The organism is Chelatococcus daeguensis (assembly GCF_001887265.1).
Classification (GTDB): Bacteria; Pseudomonadota; Alphaproteobacteria; order Rhizobiales; family Beijerinckiaceae; genus Chelatococcus_A; species Chelatococcus_A sambhunathii.
Window position 1 is genome coordinate 255,004 of record NZ_CP018096.1, and the last position, 16,089, is coordinate 271,092.

General features: G+C 69.1%; 20 protein-coding genes. 12 read left to right on the forward strand and 8 right to left on the reverse strand.

Features of this window, described 5'->3' with window-relative positions; all coding sequences use genetic code 11:
* Window positions 1-4 precede the first annotated feature (4 nt).
* From BOQ54_RS18100 to ubiT, 4 genes are read right to left on the reverse strand one after another with little or no spacing between them, the layout of a single operon-like run.
* Window positions 5-346 (reverse strand): hypothetical protein, encoded by a 342-nt coding sequence (locus BOQ54_RS18100; protein WP_055458678.1) that lies wholly within the window; start codon window positions 344-346, stop codon window positions 5-7.
* Window positions 347-365: 19 nt separating this feature from the next.
* Window positions 366-1,256, reverse strand: coding sequence for a ubiquinone anaerobic biosynthesis protein UbiV (gene ubiV / locus BOQ54_RS18105; RefSeq protein WP_071924661.1), 891 nt, complete (start codon window positions 1,254-1,256; stop codon window positions 366-368).
* A 46-nt stretch (window positions 1,257-1,302) separates the two neighbouring features.
* A complete protein-coding gene (gene ubiU / locus BOQ54_RS18110) occupies window positions 1,303-2,280 on the reverse strand; it encodes a ubiquinone anaerobic biosynthesis protein UbiU (protein WP_071924662.1) in 978 nt (325 codons plus the stop codon).
* A complete protein-coding gene (gene ubiT / locus BOQ54_RS18115) occupies window positions 2,271-2,846 on the reverse strand; it encodes a ubiquinone anaerobic biosynthesis accessory factor UbiT (protein WP_245316404.1) in 576 nt (191 codons plus the stop codon). The genes ubiU and ubiT overlap by 10 nt, the downstream gene beginning before the upstream one ends.
* 124 nt (window positions 2,847-2,970) lie before the next feature.
* Between ubiT and BOQ54_RS18120 the strand changes: the two genes are divergently transcribed.
* The 4 genes from BOQ54_RS18120 (at window position 2,971) to BOQ54_RS18135 (ending at window position 7,316) form a co-directional block, all read left to right on the forward strand.
* Window positions 2,971-4,497, forward strand: a complete 1,527-nt coding sequence (locus tag BOQ54_RS18120) for a UbiD family decarboxylase (RefSeq protein WP_071924663.1) — start codon at window positions 2,971-2,973, stop codon at window positions 4,495-4,497.
* Window positions 4,494-5,087: a UbiX family flavin prenyltransferase gene (locus BOQ54_RS18125; protein WP_055458674.1), complete on the forward strand. Its 594-nt coding sequence runs from the start codon at window positions 4,494-4,496 to the stop codon at window positions 5,085-5,087. The genes BOQ54_RS18120 and BOQ54_RS18125 overlap by 4 nt, the downstream gene beginning before the upstream one ends.
* A gap of 137 nt (window positions 5,088-5,224) precedes the next feature.
* Complete coding sequence (nirK, locus tag BOQ54_RS18130) at window positions 5,225-6,355, forward strand: copper-containing nitrite reductase (RefSeq protein WP_055458673.1); 1,131 nt, start codon at window positions 5,225-5,227, stop codon at window positions 6,353-6,355.
* Between the two features lie 55 nt (window positions 6,356-6,410).
* Window positions 6,411-7,316: a formylglycine-generating enzyme family protein gene (locus tag BOQ54_RS18135; RefSeq protein ID WP_055458672.1), complete on the forward strand. Its 906-nt coding sequence runs from the start codon at window positions 6,411-6,413 to the stop codon at window positions 7,314-7,316.
* A gap of 6 nt (window positions 7,317-7,322) precedes the next feature.
* On the opposite strand, the gene BOQ54_RS18140 is transcribed toward BOQ54_RS18135, so the two are convergent.
* Entirely contained in the window at window positions 7,323-8,021 is a 699-nt protein-coding gene (locus BOQ54_RS18140; protein WP_055458671.1) for a Crp/Fnr family transcriptional regulator, read from the reverse strand.
* A 189-nt stretch (window positions 8,022-8,210) separates the two neighbouring features.
* Between BOQ54_RS18140 and BOQ54_RS18145 the strand changes: the two genes are divergently transcribed.
* Window positions 8,211-8,870 (forward strand): alternative oxidase, encoded by a 660-nt coding sequence (locus BOQ54_RS18145; protein WP_055458961.1) that lies wholly within the window; start codon window positions 8,211-8,213, stop codon window positions 8,868-8,870.
* A gap of 136 nt (window positions 8,871-9,006) precedes the next feature.
* Window positions 9,007-9,468, forward strand: a complete 462-nt coding sequence (locus BOQ54_RS18150; RefSeq protein WP_055458960.1) for a pseudoazurin — start codon at window positions 9,007-9,009, stop codon at window positions 9,466-9,468.
* A gap of 133 nt (window positions 9,469-9,601) precedes the next feature.
* On the opposite strand, the gene BOQ54_RS18155 is transcribed toward BOQ54_RS18150, so the two are convergent.
* On the reverse strand, window positions 9,602-9,955 hold the full coding sequence (locus tag BOQ54_RS18155) for an ArsC family reductase (RefSeq protein ID WP_055458670.1): 354 nt from the start codon (window positions 9,953-9,955) through the stop codon (window positions 9,602-9,604).
* A gap of 76 nt (window positions 9,956-10,031) precedes the next feature.
* Window positions 10,032-11,015 (reverse strand): Lnb N-terminal periplasmic domain-containing protein, encoded by a 984-nt coding sequence (locus BOQ54_RS18160; protein ID WP_071924664.1) that lies wholly within the window; start codon window positions 11,013-11,015, stop codon window positions 10,032-10,034.
* 364 nt (window positions 11,016-11,379) lie between these two features.
* On the opposite strand from BOQ54_RS18160, the gene BOQ54_RS18165 reads away from it, so the two are divergent.
* The 4 genes from BOQ54_RS18165 to BOQ54_RS18180 all read left to right on the forward strand — a co-directional run bounded on the left by BOQ54_RS18165 (window position 11,380) and on the right by BOQ54_RS18180 (window position 13,089).
* Window positions 11,380-11,634, forward strand: coding sequence for a DUF982 domain-containing protein (locus BOQ54_RS18165; protein ID WP_055458668.1), 255 nt, complete (start codon window positions 11,380-11,382; stop codon window positions 11,632-11,634).
* A 103-nt stretch (window positions 11,635-11,737) separates the two neighbouring features.
* The gene (locus BOQ54_RS18170; protein WP_071924665.1) at window positions 11,738-12,235 is read left to right on the forward strand and encodes a ferritin-like domain-containing protein; all 498 of its coding nucleotides are present in this window, start codon (window positions 11,738-11,740) and stop codon (window positions 12,233-12,235) included.
* Between the two features lie 141 nt (window positions 12,236-12,376).
* The gene (locus tag BOQ54_RS18175) at window positions 12,377-12,565 is read left to right on the forward strand and encodes a DUF3008 family protein (protein ID WP_055458666.1); all 189 of its coding nucleotides are present in this window, start codon (window positions 12,377-12,379) and stop codon (window positions 12,563-12,565) included.
* Window positions 12,566-12,600: 35 nt separating this feature from the next.
* The gene (locus tag BOQ54_RS18180) at window positions 12,601-13,089 is read left to right on the forward strand and encodes an MgtC/SapB family protein (protein WP_055458665.1); all 489 of its coding nucleotides are present in this window, start codon (window positions 12,601-12,603) and stop codon (window positions 13,087-13,089) included.
* Window positions 13,090-13,141: 52 nt separating this feature from the next.
* Here BOQ54_RS18180 and BOQ54_RS18185 read toward each other — a convergent pair whose 3' ends face one another.
* Complete coding sequence (locus tag BOQ54_RS18185; protein ID WP_071924666.1) at window positions 13,142-14,359, reverse strand: MFS transporter; 1,218 nt, start codon at window positions 14,357-14,359, stop codon at window positions 13,142-13,144.
* A gap of 215 nt (window positions 14,360-14,574) precedes the next feature.
* On the opposite strand from BOQ54_RS18185, the gene BOQ54_RS18190 reads away from it, so the two are divergent.
* Both BOQ54_RS18190 and BOQ54_RS18195 read left to right on the forward strand, forming a co-directional pair.
* On the forward strand, window positions 14,575-15,180 hold the full coding sequence (locus BOQ54_RS18190; RefSeq protein WP_083586086.1) for a TetR/AcrR family transcriptional regulator: 606 nt from the start codon (window positions 14,575-14,577) through the stop codon (window positions 15,178-15,180).
* Window positions 15,181-15,452: 272 nt separating this feature from the next.
* Window positions 15,453-16,073, forward strand: a complete 621-nt coding sequence (locus BOQ54_RS18195; protein WP_145979833.1) for a hypothetical protein — start codon at window positions 15,453-15,455, stop codon at window positions 16,071-16,073.
* Window positions 16,074-16,089: the final 16 nt, after the last annotated feature.

Consider the following 16,089-nt stretch of genomic DNA (forward strand, 5'->3'; position numbering starts at 1 on the left):
GGCCTTACGCTTCGATGCGGCGCAATGCGGCGGCGCCTCCCGCGGCGGAGGCGGCAATCTCGTCGAAGAGCAGCGCCATCTCGGCGAAGACCGAGCGGTCGCTCTCTCCCTCGGTAATCTGGTCGAGCTCCGAGAGGAGATGAAGGATGGCGCCGATGCGGTCCTTGCAGTCGCGCGCCTCGGCCAGCCGTCGGCGGGCGAGGCGCCGCACCTCGAGGCGGGCAAAGCGGTCGATGGCGCCGTTCAGCGTCTCGCGGCATGTGCAGTCGATGTCGAGCCGGGTGAGGATGGCCGAGAGTCGGCTCAGCAGTACCTCGGTCTCGTCGCGGCGCTTCGCCTCGGCCATTGGTCCGTCTCCCTCAGCCCTATGCCCCCACGCGCCGCACGCCCGGCTCAGCATGCACGAAGCCATTGGCGAAGACCGCGCCGGGATAGACCTCGGCGAGCGCGGCCTCGGCCTCACGCGCTTCGCGCCGGCCGTCGATGACCTCGCGGAACAGTCGGGCGACGGCGACCATGTCGCAGCACTGGGGCGACAGGCGCAGCGCGCCGATGCCGGCCGAGCGCAGCAGGTCGATGTCGCCGACGAGATTCGTCACCGTTTGCGACAGCGTCTGCACGCCGTTGACGGTGAGGAAGGGCTCGTTGTCGAGCGTCTCCACGGCGAGGCCGTCCGGATCCTTCTCGCAGACGAAGCGGCAGTTGTCCTTGGTCAGCTTGTGGAGGCGGGCGTGATAGCAGCGCGCCGAGATGGCGAGTGGCACGCGCCCGAAGGCGAAGACCTCCACCATTACCTCCGGCACCCCGGCCGCGATGGCGGCGACGGAGGCCGCCGGCAGTTCGGGCGGCAGGCACATGCGCCGTGCCCCGCGTGACGCGAAGAAGGCGGCGGTCGCCTCGTTGTAGATGTTCACGAAGGGCCCGATGGCGTGGGGCCGGCCGGCGAGATGGCGCAGCACGGAGACGTCGTTGGCCTCGACCGTCAGGTCCTCGCTCTTCGCCAATTCCTCCATCTGCCGCCGCTCGCGCTCGAGGGCGACGAGCGCCAGGGAGCCGAAGATCACCTCTTTGCCCGCCGCGGTCAGCCGCTCGGCCACGGTCGGCAGGTGGCGCGCAAAGAAAGGCATGCGCTTCGAGCAGACCACCTCGCCGACGACGACGGTCTCGACCGGAGCCTCGTCCGCGATGCGGAAATAGAAGTCGCGCCAGTCGTCCGCCTGCCAGTTGAAGAGCACGGGCCCGAGCGTCAGTTCCATGAAGTCCTCGCTGCGAAAGCGCGGCGCCGATCCAGCGCCGCCTGGTCTAGCGCCAAGTCTTGCGATAGGCGCCGACGGTCGTCGTCTGGCCCTCGGTCATGGTCGTGAGGCCGGCTCCGGTGATCGGCCGGCCAGCCTCGAGGGCGGCAAGTGCGGCACGGAAGGAGGCGACAACGCTCGCGATATAGGCGCGGCCGCGCTGGCGACCTTCGATCTTGAGCGCCGTGACGCCGGCCTTCTTCAGGCCCGGCAGCATTTCCGCCGCGTCGAGGCTCACCGGCTCCTCGAAGATGTAGCCCGCGCCGATCCCGGTGCGGAAGCGGCCCTTGCACAGGGTGGGGTAGGCGGCCGGCTCGCCCTTGGCGAACTTGTTGATGGTGAAGTCGCCGAGGCGCGAGACGAGCGTATTGCCGTCGTCCCGGTAACTCACGTGGCTCGCCGGCGAGCAGACGCCGTGCATGTTGGGCGACTGGCCCGTGGCATGCGAGGAGAGCGAGCAGCGCCCCTCGGCCATCACGCAAAGACCGCCGAAGACGAAGACTTCTGTCTCGCAGGCTGTCGCACGGGTAATGGCGGCGATTTCGGGCACGCTCAACACGCGCGGCAGTACCACCCGCTTCACGCCGAAGGCCTCGACATAGAAGGCGATGGCATCGGGGTTCGCCGCTGCGGCCTGCACCGAGACGTGCAGGCGCTGCGCCGGGTGGCGCTCCGCGGCATAGGCGATGAGGCCGACATCGGCGAGGATCAGTGCGTCGGCCCCCGCCGCCACCGCGTCGTCGACCGCACCGTGCCAGAGGCCGAGCTGGCCGGCACGGGGAAAGGTGTTGATGGCGACGAGCACCTTGGCGCCCCGCGCATGGGCATAGGCGACGCCCTCGGCCATCTCGGCGCGGGAGAAGTTGAGGCCGGGGAAGTTGCGGGCGTTGGTCTCGTCGCGAAAGCCGCAATAGACGGCGTCCGCGCCGGCATCGACGGCGGCGCGCAGGGCGGCCGGCGTTCCCGCCGGGCAGATCAGTTCCATGGCATGGCTCCGGGGTCGGTGACGGGGCGCGGCAGTAGACTGCGCAGCAGCCGCTCGGCGGGCGCGGCGAGGGGGCCGAGGCTGCCGCAGCCCTCGCGCACCAGATCGATCTGCGCATCGTCGACCGCGTTGCGCAGGGCGACGACCGCTTCCATGTCGCCTTCGACGACGAGGTCGCGCGAAAAGAAGAGCGCATCCCCGTCATAGCCACCGTCGACCAGCCCGATGAGGGCCGCGATCGAGCCGCGGATGGTGACGTCGAGGCGGGCCGGCAGCGCCCGCACCGCCGTGATGCGCGGGCGGCGCGGCAGGGTCTCGAGCAGGAAGGCGAGCGGCAGGTCCGTCGGCGCGAGGCCGAAGCGCTTGCCCGCGTGCGGGCCGAGCCGCTCGAAGATGCCGGGATGATTGGCAAGGACCGCCCTGAGCGTCGCCCCGAGGATGGGCTGCAGCGGCAGGAGCGGCAAGGGCCGCAGCGCGAGCTGCACGACGAGCGGCACCCGGCCGGGCGTGTCGGCGGCGGCTTCCTCGTGCCCGGCGGCACGCCGGGCAGGTTGTTCCGATGGCATGTCGGTCTCCTCCAGCCGCCCTATACACCCGGGCGCCGCGCCCCTTCTTGCGCCAGGACAAAGACGGCGGGGCGCCGGGGCTGTGCTGTCCGCGGATCCGCAACGCCTGCCCGAAGGACAGCCCGTGACGCTGCGCCGACAGCCCCCCTTCCGCGACCTGCGCGCCTTCCTCGCCCATCTCGATGCGCGCGGCGAGCTCAGACGTATCGCCGAGCCCGTCTCCATCTGCCACGACATGACCGAGATCCATCGCCGCGTGCTCGAGGCCGTCGGGCCGGCCCTCTTCTTCGAGCGGCCGGTGCGGGCCGACGGCGCGGTGTCGGACATCCCCGTGCTCGTCAATCTCTTCGGCACCGTCGAGCGCGTTGCCCTCGGCTTCGGGCGGCGCAACGACGGTTCGCCCGGAAATGGCCTTGCCGGCCTCGGCGAGATGCTGGCGGAGCTGCGCGAGCCGCGCCCGCCGCGTGGCCTCGGCGAGGCTATGGGCAAGCTGCCGCTCGCCCGCGCCGTGATGGCCATGCGCCCGCGGCGTGTCGCGAGCGCTCCCGTCCAGGAGCGGGTGCTGACCGGCGAGGCGATCGACCTCGGCCTCCTGCCGGTGCAGACCCACTGGCCGGGGGAGCCGGCGCCGCTCATTACCTGGCCGCTCGTCATCACGCGTCCGCCGGAGGATGCCGGGGAGGACACGGTCAATGTCGGGGTCTACCGCATGCAGGTCATCGGCCGCGACCGGGCCATCATGCGCTGGCTGGCCCACCGCGGCGGGGCCAAGCACCACCACCAGTGGCGCTCCCGCGGGCGCGACATGCCCGTCGCCGTGGTCATCGGAGCCGATCCCGCCTTTATCCTGTCCGCCGTCCTGCCGCTGCCCGAGACGGTGTCGGAGGTGGGCTTTGCAGGCCTTATCGCCGGCGAGCGGCCACGGCTTACGCCTTGCGTCAGCATCCCGTTGATGGTGCCGGCTGAAGCCGAGATCGTGATCGAGGGCTTCGTCTCGGCCGAGGAGACGGCGCCCGAGGGGCCCTACGGCGACCACACCGGCTATTACAATTCGGTCGAGGACTTCCCGGTGCTCAATGTCACCGCGGTCACCATGCGACGCGCGCCGATCTATCTGTCCACCTATACCGGCCGGCCGCCGGACGAGCCCTCGCGCATCGGCGAGGCGCTCAACGAGATTTTCCTGCCGCTGGTGCGCCGCCAGTTCCCCGAGATCGTCGACCTGTGGCTGCCGCCTGAGGCCTGCTCCTACCGCATCGCGGTCGCGGCGATCGCCAAGCGCTATCCCGGCCAGGCGCGCCGGCTCATGCTGGGGTTGTGGTCCATGCTGCCGCAGTTCACCTATACGAAGATGCTCATCGTCGTCGATGAGGACATCGACGTGCGCAACTGGGCGGCGGTGATGTGGGCGGTCTCGACCCGCTCCGACCCCTCGCGCGATCTGGTGCAGCTCGCCGACACGCCCATCGATTATCTCGACTTCGCCTCGCCGAAGCCCGGGCTCGGCGGCAAGCTCGGCATCGACGCCACCGGCAAGATCGGGCCGGAAACGGCGCGCGAATGGGGCCGCGTCATCCGGCAGGACCCGACGGTCGCGGCGCGTGTCGACGCGCTCTGGCGGCGTCTCGGCATCGAGGAGGGAGGCGCATGAACGGGCGCACGCGCATCGTCGTCGGCATCTCGGGCGCTTCGGGCGCGGCGCTCGGCCTGCGCGCCGTCGAACTGCTGGCCGGGCTCGGCGGCATCGAGGTGCACAGCGTCGTTACCCGCTCCGGCGAGCGCACGCTCGCCCACGAGGTCGGACCCCACGCCCTCGGACGCATCGAGCGCCTGTCCATCCGTCATCCGTGCGAGGACATCGGCGCGTCGATCGCCAGCGGCTCGTTCCGCACCGCCGGGATGGTGGTGGCGCCCTGCTCCATCCGCACCCTGGGCGCGCTCGCCGGGTGCATCCTCGACAACCTCCTGGTGCGCGCCGCCGACGTGCACCTGAAGGAGCGGCGCCGGCTCGTGCTCCTTGTGCGCGAGAGCCCGCTGCACATCGGCCATATCCGGGCCATGGCAGCGGTGAGCGAGGCTGGCGCCGTCGTCGCCCCGCCGGTGCCCGCCTTCTACATGAAGCCGCAGACGGTTTCCGACGTCGTCGACGCAACGGCGCGGCGGGCCGTCTCGCTCCTCGGCCTGCCGGGCGGCGGGGTGGAATGGACGGGCGAGAACCCGCCTCCAGCGGCGGCGGTCTGAGCTCCCCGCCGGGCTCTTTGTGCCAGCACAAACATCCGGATCGCGGGCCCCGGGGAAGTTGCGAATACGCAAATTCCGGCGGGGCCTGCATGCGAGGCTTGCCTCATCGAACAAGGCAACACGCAACGGAGAAAACCATGTTCACCCGGCGCAATATCCTGGCATGTGTGGCGATGTCGGCCATCGCCGTCGCGGTGCCGGCCATGGCGGACGACCTGTCCAACATGCCGCGCCAGAAGGTGGAGCTGGTCGCTCCGCCCTTCGTCCACCCGCACGAGCAGGTGGCCAAGGACGGGCCCAAGGTCGTCCAGTTCACGATGAAGGTCGAGGAGAAGGAACTCGTCATCGACAACGAGGGCACCAAGCTGCAGGCGATGACCTTCAACGGCTCGGTGCCGGGTCCGATGATGGTGGTGCACGAGGGTGACTACGTCGAGCTGACGCTGATCAACCCCGAAACCAACACCATGCCGCACAACATCGACTTCCATTCCGCGACCGGCGCGCTCGGTGGCGGCGGGCTGACCCTCATCCATCCCGGCGAGCAGGTGGTGCTGCGCTGGAAGGCAACCCGCCCCGGCGTCTTCGTCTACCACTGCGCACCCGAGGGTATGGTGCCCTGGCATGTGGTGTCCGGCATGAGCGGCACGGTGATGGTGCTGCCGCGCGATGGTCTCAAGGACGAGAAGGGCAATTCGCTGACCTACGACCGGGTCTATTACGTCGGCGAGAACGACTTCTACGTGCCGCGGGACGAGAACGGCAAGTTCAAGACCTACGAGACCGTCGGCGACTCCTATGCTGACACCATCGAGGTGATGCGCAAGCTCACCCCCACGCACGTGGTCTTCAACGGCGCCGTCGGTGCCCTGACTGGCGAGAAGGCGCTCAGGGCCAAGGTAGGCGAGAAGGTGCTCATCGTGCACTCGCAGGCCAATCGCGACACCCGTCCCCACCTCATCGGCGGCCACGGCGACTATGTCTGGGAGACCGGCAAGTTCGCCAACCCGCCCGAGAAGGACCTCGAGACATGGTTCATTCGGGGCGGCTCGGCCGGGGCTGCGCTCTACAAGTTCCTGCAGCCCGGCGTCTATGCCTACGTGAACCACAATCTCATCGAGGCCTTCGAACTCGGTGCGACCGCGCACTTCAAGGTCGACGGCACCTGGGACGACGACCTCATGAAGCAGGTACGTCCGCCGGAGCCGATCGGCGCGGGCGATAAGCTCGGCGCCGTCGATGGGGCGGCAGCTCCCGCGGTTCACTGACCCCTGCGGGCCATCCTCCATTGGGGATGGCCCGCCCTTTCCGGATCATTCCGCCATGCGCTGCGTTCTTCGCACCCTTCTTCTCGGCACCGCTCTTGCCCTCGTCGGCCTCGCTGTCCGGGCCGATGCGGCGGAAACGGAACTGGCCATGCCCGACGTCGTGCACATCGCGCCGGGGCGCTTCGACTATCGCGTGCCCGGGGAGTTCATGCGCGGCAAGCGGCCGGTCAACGGCCCGCGTATCGAGATGCCTGTCGAGCAGCCCGTGATGATCATGAAGCGGCAGGTGAGCGCCGCCGAGTACGGGCGCTGCGTTGCAGACGGCGCCTGCCGTCCGGCTCCCGGCGGGGCGGTCGGGCGCGACGACCTGCCGGTCGTCGGCGTCACCTGGCACGACGCCAGCGATTATGCCGCCTGGCTGTCGGAAAAGACCGGCCGCAACTGGCGCCTGCCGAGCGACGAGGAATGGTCCTATGCTGCCGGTTCGCGCCTCGTGGACGATGCCGTGAGCGACGATCCGGGCGGCGACGTCGCCAATCGCTGGCTCGCCCGCTACGACGAGGAATCGCGCCGCGAGATCGTGGCCGAGGCTGAGCCCCAACCCTTCGGCAGCTTCGGCGCGAACGAGCACGGCGTGCTCGACATCGGCGGCAATGTCTGGGACTGGACGAGCACCTGCTTTGCCCGCTACCGGCTCGACGAGGAGGGTGCGCTCGCCGGCAAGCCCACCGTCAACTGCGGCGTGCGGACGGTGGCCGGCGCCCATCGCGGCTATGTGTCGGACTTCATCGGCGACGCCAAGGCGGGGGGCTGCTCCGTCGGCCGTCCGCCGGCCAATCTCGGCATCCGTCTGGTGCTCGACGAGCAGAGCGCCTGGCGGCGCGTGGCGGCGCGCCTGCGCCGCCTTGTCGACAAGGAGGACGCGAGCCGTGCGCTGGTCCTCGCGTCGGAGCGGTGGTGAGCGGGTTCAGCCCGCTGCATCCGCCAGCATGGCGAGTTCATGGGGCCGGCGCACGACGACGCGCCGGCGACCGCTGTCGACGAGGCCGCGGCCTTCCCAGGCGCTCAGGGTGCGGCTCACGGTGTGCAGCGTCGTCCCTGTCATCTCGGCGAGATCCTGGCGCGAGAGCGGAAAGGCGATCTCGATGCCACGTGCGGTGCGCCGGCCGGCCTCCCGGGCTAGGCGCAGGATGGTGTGGGCGATGCGGCGCTCGACATTCTGCGTCGACATCTCGCGCAGGCGCTGTTGCATCTCGCGATAGCGTGCCGCGATGACGGACACGGCATTCATCGCCACCTCCGGGTGACGTGCCATGATCTCGCGGATGACGGCGCGGGAGATGCCGATGACCTCGCTGTCCGCCACGGCGGTCGCCGTGCTTGGATGAAGATCGTCGCCGGCAAGGACGGCTAGGCCGGCGAGCTCGGCCGGGCCGACATAACGGATGATGACCTGCTGGCCGTCGGCGGTCGTCTGTGTCACCCGGAGGCGGCCCTCCGCGACGACATAGAAGGTCTCCGCCCGATCGCCCTGGTGGAAGACGGGGTCCTGCGTCGCGAGCCGGCGGCGGGTGGCGCTGCGGCGCAGTGCCCGCAGCGAATCCGGGGACAGGCCGCGGAACAGGTCGGTCCGGCACAGGATGTCTTGTTCCGCAGTACCGTGCATGTCCCTAAGCGCCTCGCGCCGCCCCGACGCCGGCGGCGGCCGGGCGCATCCAGCCACCACCGCGCCGGCAGCGCTTTGATCCGCCGCAAAGATTCGCCGCGCTTGACATCTATCCTGCCAGTGGCGCAGGTGCCGCGCGGCCTTCCGCCGCGCCGCCGCGACCGGGTCGCAGAACGAGACAGGCTGAGCATGCTGATGATCGACAAGGGCGATTTTGCCCGCCACCATACGCCGGCGAGCGTGGCCGATCGCATCGCGGCCGGCATCGTCCGCCTCATGGAAGGGGCAGCCTCGCTCTTCTTCGGCCGCCGCTACGGCGACGGCGCGGTCGTGCTGGAGACGGTCGCCGCCGTGCCGGCCATGGTGGCGGCGACGCTTCTTCACCTCAAATGCCTGCGGCGCATGATCGACGATCGCGGCTGGGTGCGGGCCTTCATGGACGAGGCGGAGAGCCAGCGTGCCCACCTCATGGCCTTCGTCGCACTGCAGCAGCCCGGACCGGGCGAGCGACTGTTCATTGCCGTGGCCCAGATGCTCTTCTACAACGCCTTCTTCCTGCTGCACCTCGTTTCGCCGCGCACCGGCCATCGCCTGACCGGCTATCTCGCCGAGGCGGCGGTGCGCGACTATTCACGGCGGATCGGGCGCCTCGAAGCCGGGCAGGAGGAGAACGTGCCGGCCCCCGCCTTTGCCGTGGGCTACTGGAACCTGCCGCACGACGCGCGCCTGTCCGACATGCTCGTCGCCATGCGCGAGGACGAGGCGATCCACCGCGACATCAACCACGCCTTCGCCGATGCGCTTGCGGCCGGGCGCCCGCTGCCCGAGCGCGAGGGCTGGCAGGTCTGACGGAACCTTCCGGTTTGATACGGCGCAAAGTGTGCACCGCATCAAGTGCTTAGACTGACGGTCGTGAATGGAGATCGCGAGACTGCGGCTCCCCGCCGCGCCCGCCGGGGCGGGCTAAACGATTGAGGACGATATGATGAACCGCTGCAAGACCCGCATGCTTCTGACCTTCGGCGCCCTGATGCTGGCGCTGCCGGCCGTGGCGGCCGAACATGAGGTGAAGATGCTCAACAAGGGTTCGGACAATCAGGCCATGGTGTTCGAGCCGGCCTTCCTGAAGATCGCGCCGGGCGATACCGTGAAGTTCGTGCCGACGGACAAGAGCCACAACGCCGAGACCATCCCAGGCATGATCCCGGAGGGCGTGGAGCCGTTCAAGGGCAAGCTCTCGCAGGAGGTCGTCGTCACCTTCGACAAGCCGGGCCTCTATGGCTACAAGTGTCTGCCGCATGTCGGCATGGGCATGGTCGGGCTGATCCAGGTCGGTGACGAGGTGCCGAACCTTGATGCCGCCAAGGCAGTCAAGCTGCCGGGGCTCGGCGGCAAGCGCATGACCGTGCTGTTCGACAAGCTCAACACCTCGACTGCTGCCAAGTGACGCCACTGGGCGGTGCGGACAAACAGGGCGACCATCGGTCGCCCTGCCGGGTAGTCCGGCGCGCTGCCGGCCGTGGATGTGGCTGGCGGCCACCGGTGGAGGCGCCGGCGGAGGGCGCCCCGGCCCGGCCGGCCTATGCGAGCGCGGATTCGTAGCCGGCCGGGCTGAAGCCCACTACGATCCTGCCGTCGATGTCCAGTACCGGCCGCTTGATCAATGACGGATTGGCCAGCATCAGGCCGACGGCCTTCGCCTCGTCCAGCCCTTCCTTGTCGGCGCCGGGCAGCTTGCGGAATGTGGTGCCGGCGCGGTTGAGGAGCTTCTCCCAGCCGGCCTGCCGGACCCAGTCCGTGAGCCGCTCGCGATCGATGCCGGCACTCCTGTAGTCGTGGAAGGCGTGGGCGACGTCCCGGGCCTCGAGCCAGGCGCGCGCCTTCTTCATCGTGTCGCAGTTCTTGATGCCGTAGATCGTGATTTCGCGCGCCATTCCGGCCTCTCTCGAGCGTTCGTGCGGCAGCTATAGCATCGATCGCCCGGACCGCGAGGGGGGCGGACGGCGCCGTTCACGGCTGACGGATGTCCTGCGAGAAGGAGGACGTCAGTCCCGCCGCGAGGGCCCTGGGGCTGATGCGCGCCTCCGCGCGCAGTTCCGCCATCGGCCGGCTGCTGTCGAGGGCACCCATGTCATAGGCATATTCGGGCAGGTAACCGTTGACGATGAGCCGCCAGTCGGCCGGCAGCACGTCGCCCAGGGCGCGCGCCATGCGCACCACGGTCGTCGTGCAGTTGCTGGTCAGGGAATTGTAGAAGGTCGGTCGCGTGGCGAGCGCATTGGCGTCGGCAACATATTGCAGCAGGAGCGCCCGGATCATCTCCTGCGGGATGTCGAGGCGGTAGCGCTGCACGTCCTCGCCGCGGATGTTAGTGCGCACGCCGATGACGTCGCGCTCCTCGGCGGCGACGAGCACGAGGGTGTTGCTCTTGAAGAGATCGGCGATGGGCGAGAAGCCGCCGCCCCTGCGCCGGCGCACCTCGACCGACCAGGCAAGGTACCGGCCGTCGGCAAAGCCGAAGCTCAGGATCATGTGCGCCATGCTCGGCCCGGCCCAGTAGGACATGAACATGTCGAGCGTGCGCAACTGGTCGAGGTCGTAGCGCTGCGTCTCCCAAGCGGGCGTGAAGTCGTCTTCGCCGCGCCAGTCGAAATTGCGCACGCCCGTCAGGCTCAGCACCGAGCCGTCGACGGTTCCCGTGACCTGGCGGGCGACATCCGGCGACCAGTCCGCATCCGCGGGCGGCACGATGCTCGCCCACCAGACGAAGACGCCGGCGACGGCAAGGGCGAAGAGGCTCGCGGCGGCGGCGCGCCGTCGCACGAGGGCGACGATCGTCGCAAGGCCGAGGAGGCCGAAAGCGCCGGCGGCGAGGAGCCGCGCCTCCTCGGGCAGAGACAGGCGGTACCACAGGGCGAGCGCCGCCCAGACGGAGACCAGGAGGACGGCTGCGCCGATGGCGACGCGTGCGAGAATTCCGGTGAGGCGAGCCAAAAGCCGCTCCCGCATGGTGAAGGCCTAGCCTTAGTAGCCGCCCGCGCGCGCGGTTCAAAGCCTGCTGATCGCGCGTGTCGCCTGCCTGCAGGTGCACGATGGGCCAGCATGCCGGCCGGCACGGCCACGACGGTAGTCCCGTCCCGGTGCACAAGACCGCCCAGCCGGGCCAAGCCGATCAGGCCGGTGCGCATCGACCGGAGCGGTCGCCGGGCGATTCCAGCAAACTGGCATTCATCTTGCTTCAGTTCGCGGGCCTTCAGGCTTGGCCGGACGGGAACAAACCTCACGCGTATGCGTTTCGATGGGCCGCGTCGACCGATGCGGTTCGGACCCTTGGGCCTCAAGAAGAAGGAGAAGAGACGTGGGCCATCGTCCGTTTCGCGTTCCCGTCAAGCTGCGCGCTGGTGAAACCGGCATCTTCGTGGCCTGCAGTGCCTGGGAAGCCCTCGAGTTCCTCGAGCGCGACTGGCCGGGCGAGCGCGACAACGCCTACCTGCGCGCCTGCGCCGCCTGCCGGGACGCCGTCGATGGTTTCCGTGCGCCGGAAGGTGCTCGCCGCGCGGTGGAGAATGCCGCGCGGGCTGCCGGCCTGCTCGCGGAAATGGCCGAGCCATAGGTGCCGGCGCGCGCCGCGGCCTTTCACCGGGCGCGGAACAAACCGTCTGCGATGCGGTTCGGCCCGCATCCGCCGTTCGGCGGCCGATGGAAGGAGCAGACCCATGAAGAACAAGACGCTGGACGATCTTTTCTACGAAGGCCTGAGGGACATCTACTATGCCGAGCGCCAGCTTCTGAAGGCCTTGCCGAAGCTCGCCCGCGGGGCCAGCGCCGAGGAGCTCAAGGCGGCGTTCCAGCAGCATCGCGAAGAAACCGAGGGCCATGTCGCGCGCCTGCAGCAGGTGTTCGAGATCTGCGGCAAGGCGGCGCGCGGCAAGACCTGTCCGGCGATCGACGGCATCATCGAGGAAGGCGAGGAGGTGCTGTCCGAATACAAGGACACGCCCGCTCTCGACGCCGGCCTGATCGCCGCGGCCCAGGCCGCCGAGCATTACGAGATCACGCGCTACGGCACGCTCCGGCGCTGGGCCCAGGAACTCGGCATGAAGGATGCGGCGAAGCTCCTCGACGAGACGCTGAAGGAAGAAGCGCAGACCGACGAGATGCTCACGAAGCTCGCCGAGAAGGACGCGAACAGCAGGGCCCAGCGGGCTGCCTGACGGCTTCTCTGCACCGGCCCGACAAAGGGCGGCTTCGGCCGCCCTTTGTCACGGCTTCTCACCTGCGCCGGCCGGAACCGGCGGTATGCCCTGCGGGTTGGAGCGGCGGGGCTCAGTGAGCGGCCACGAAAGGAGATCGTCATGCCGGCGAAATCGAAAGCCCAGCAGAAGGCCGCGGGCGCGGCGCTCGCCGCCAAGCGCGGCGAGAAGAAGAAGAGCGAGCTCAAGGGCGCTGCGAAGAGCATGGTCGAGTCCATGTCGGAGCGCGAGCTGCGCGAGATGGCGTCCACCTCCCGCAGGGGCAAGCCCGAGCACGCCTCAAAGTCCTGACGGCCGGGGACAAGCGAACGGGAACGGAGGGCGACTTGGAGCAGGCGCTCGCTGACATCCTGGCCGATATTCTGCCGCGCACAGCGGTGCCATATCACGTTATCCTCGCGCGCATTTGCGGGGCGCTTCTGTGCGTCACCGTCATCGGCATCGAGCGCGAGATGCGTGGCCGGCCGGCGGGGCTGCGCACGCATCTTCTTGTCGGCCTTGCCGCCGCAGTCTTCGGACTGCTCGCTGGCGAGGTCGTTCGCGCGCCGATCTATGACATCGACCAGGTGAGATCCGACCCCCTGCGCGTGGTGGAGGCCGTGACGGCCGGCGTCGCCTTCCTCGCCGCCGGGCTGATCGTCTTCGCCAAGGGCGAGGTGCATGGGCTGACGACCGGCGCGGGCGTATGGCTCGCAGCGGCCATCGGCCTGTCGGTCGGCCTCGGCTTCTGGATCATCGCCATCTTCGCGACCCTCGTCGGCACTGTCGTGCTGCATCTCCTCTACCAGGTCGAGCGGCACCTGGGGTGGAAGTGACCGGCCACACCGGCCCGGCACCAGGATGCCGGGCTGGTGCAGCGTCGGGCTCTCAGTGCGGAACGGCGGCCGCGACCCTGCGCTCGCGCCCGAGCATCGCGATCACAGGCGCCCCGAGCATCATGACGATGCCGCCCGCCACCATGGTGCTGACGAGGCCGAGACCGTCGACGGTCAGGCCCCCGACGGTGGCACCGAGGGCGATCGCAACCTGGATCAGCGACACGAGCAGGGCGGCGCCGGTCTCCAGCGCCTCGGAGGCGGCGCGGAACATGAAGGTCTGGGTCGCAATGGGCAATGCGCCGAAGGCCAGCCCCCAGACGACGATGATAGCGATGGCGGCCATGGGGATCGCGCCGAAGGCGGCAAGTGCCAGCGCCGAGGCGCCGAGGACGAGGGCCGTGGCGGCGACGGCGGTGCGCGCATCCTTCCCGGCCACCCAGCTGCCCGCGACATTGCCGAAGAAGCCGGCTGTGCCATAGGCGAGCAGCAGGCCCGTGACCATGCCCGAGCCGAGCCCTGTGATCTGGACGAGATAAGGCGCGATGTAGGTATAGGCGAAGAACTGGCCGCCGAACATGAAGAAAGCGGCCAGAAGCCCGATGCGCGCCTTCGGCACGTGGAGCAGCGCCGGCAGGTCGCGCCAGCGGATGGCGCGCTGGGGCGGCAGCGCCGGCAGCAGCAGCGCCTGCGCGACGAGCACCGCGACCCCGATCCCCGCCGCGGCCGCGAAGGCCGCGCGCCAGCCCAGGACATCACCGATGAAGGTCCCTGCCGGCACGCCCGCAACCGTGCCGAGCGAAATCCCGGCGAAGATGATGGCGGTGCCGCGCGTGCCTGTGGGCTCGGGCATGACCCGCGGGCCGATGGCGACGCCGATGCACCAGAAGCCGCCGACGCCGATGCCGAGCAGCAGCCGGCCGAGGAGAACGAGGGGGTAGGAGGTGGACAGCGCGACGATCAGGTTGGAGGCAACGAGGAGGCCGACGAGGACCATGAGGACGTTGCGTCGGTCGAGCCGTCCGGCGCCCACCGTTACTGAGGGAGCGGCAAGGGCGCCGAGCACGCCCGCCATGGTGACCATGAGGCCGGCCTGGCCCTCGCTGATGCCGATATCGGCGGCCATGGCCGGCAACAGGCCAACGGGCAGGAACTCGGCGGTCACGAGCGCGAAGGCGGCGGTGCCAACCGAGCCGGCGGCGAGCCAGTGGCGTACGGTTGGCGCAAGGACTGAATCGAGGCAAGCGGTTCCCGTTGGGGCAGTGGACATGAATCCAGCTCCGGAATGAAAGGGGACTTTGATGGAAGGCGCGAGGGGCGCCGGCTGCAGCGGTGCGGGACCTCTTCGATGCTGCGGCCACTTGCGCCTTGCCGCGCCGGTGCCGCATATTAATTAATGGAGCGATTGCTCCACAATGCACACACAGTTAGGCAGCCGAACAGGGTCCGTCAAGAATTTATAGAACGATGGTTCCAGAAAATGACGTGACAGCGGAGAAGCGCCCGCGCGGGCGTCCGCGCTGCTTCGACCGGGAGGCGGCGCTGGATGCGGCCATGGTCCTGTTCTGGGACCGGGGCTACGAGGCGACCTCGATGGACGACCTCGCCGAGGCGATGCGTCTCAGTCCCTCCAGCCTTTACGCCTGTTTCGGCAACAAGGAGAAGCTCTACGAGGCCGCGCTGGACCGCTACCTGGAGGGGCCCGGCAGCTATACCGCGCGCATCCTCGCCGAGGATATCCCGGTGCGCACGGCCTTCGAGCGGCTTTTCGAGGCTGCAGCGCATGAATTGACCCGCGAAGGTCAGCCGGCCGGCTGCATGGTCGCGACGGCGGCGACGCACTGCTCTCCCGCTGCGACCTCCGTTCGCACGGCCCTCGCCGAGATGCGGGCCAGTCACGTCGATCAGTTTGAGGCGCGGATCCGCAAGGGCATCGCGGCCGGCGAACTGCCGGCCGACACTGATGCGGCGGCGCTCGCCCGTTTCCTTGAAACGGTGCTGCAGGGCCTGACGGTTCAGGCCCGCGACGGGGTCTCGCGTGCAGAGCTGCAGATGGTCGGACGCCTGGCGATGCGCAGCTGGCCGGCCTGAGCGGGCCTTTTTGCCGCGCGGACGGTCCCGTTCCAGGCTATTCGGACGGCTCACAGATCAACCACGCCGGTTGTCCAGTTATCGAGCACCGGTCATTCCTTGCGCGCGTGGATCGTAGATCGGCCATGTGTGACGCATCTCCGGCGATCTTGCTGCGAAAACACAATTTCTATCCTTCGATGTCGATCTCGCCACTCATATGGGCTCTTCTGAGCAAGGCAATATTCGTCCCGTGATCGTGGCGCGGGAGGTGCTTCATTGGGAGATACATTATGAGTATAGCCGTCAATCTCAGCCTGCGCAGCCCCGGAGGCGATGCTGTCCTCACGGGCAACTGGTCCAGCGCGACTCGGGCTGCGGCCCAGCCGGGTGCCGGTTCCGTGCGCGGTGGGCAGGCCATGGGCCGACCGGCGCAGTTTTCCATCAACGGGGATTTCACGCCCCGGTCCGGCGCGCAGGCCCGGATATCGGTTGCCGGCGACTTCAGGCCCAGCTCCGGCGGTCTGTTCGGATGGTTCAAGGGCCTGGCCAAGGGCGTTCTCGGCCTCGCCGGCAACATCCTCGGCAAGCTGCCGCTCGTCGGCATTCCCTTCGGTGTCCTCAACGGCCTGGCCATGGGCAGCCTAGAGCAGGCGGTGCGGTCGATCCCGATCATCGGCAATGTCTATGACGCGGCGAAGGGGCTTTTCTCCGGCCAGTTCGGGACGGCGCTGAGATCCCTGTCGGGCCTGGTGCCCTTCGTCGGTCCCGCTCTTCAACTCGTCGACGGTCTGCGCCACGGCAGTATCACGGACCTGATCGACGGTGCCGCCGGCCTCGCCCTCGATTTCGCTACCATGGGCCAGGGCCATTTTCTCAAGGGCCGGGCGACGGCGACCTTCGCCCGCGTCTGATCGCGGGCACCGGCAG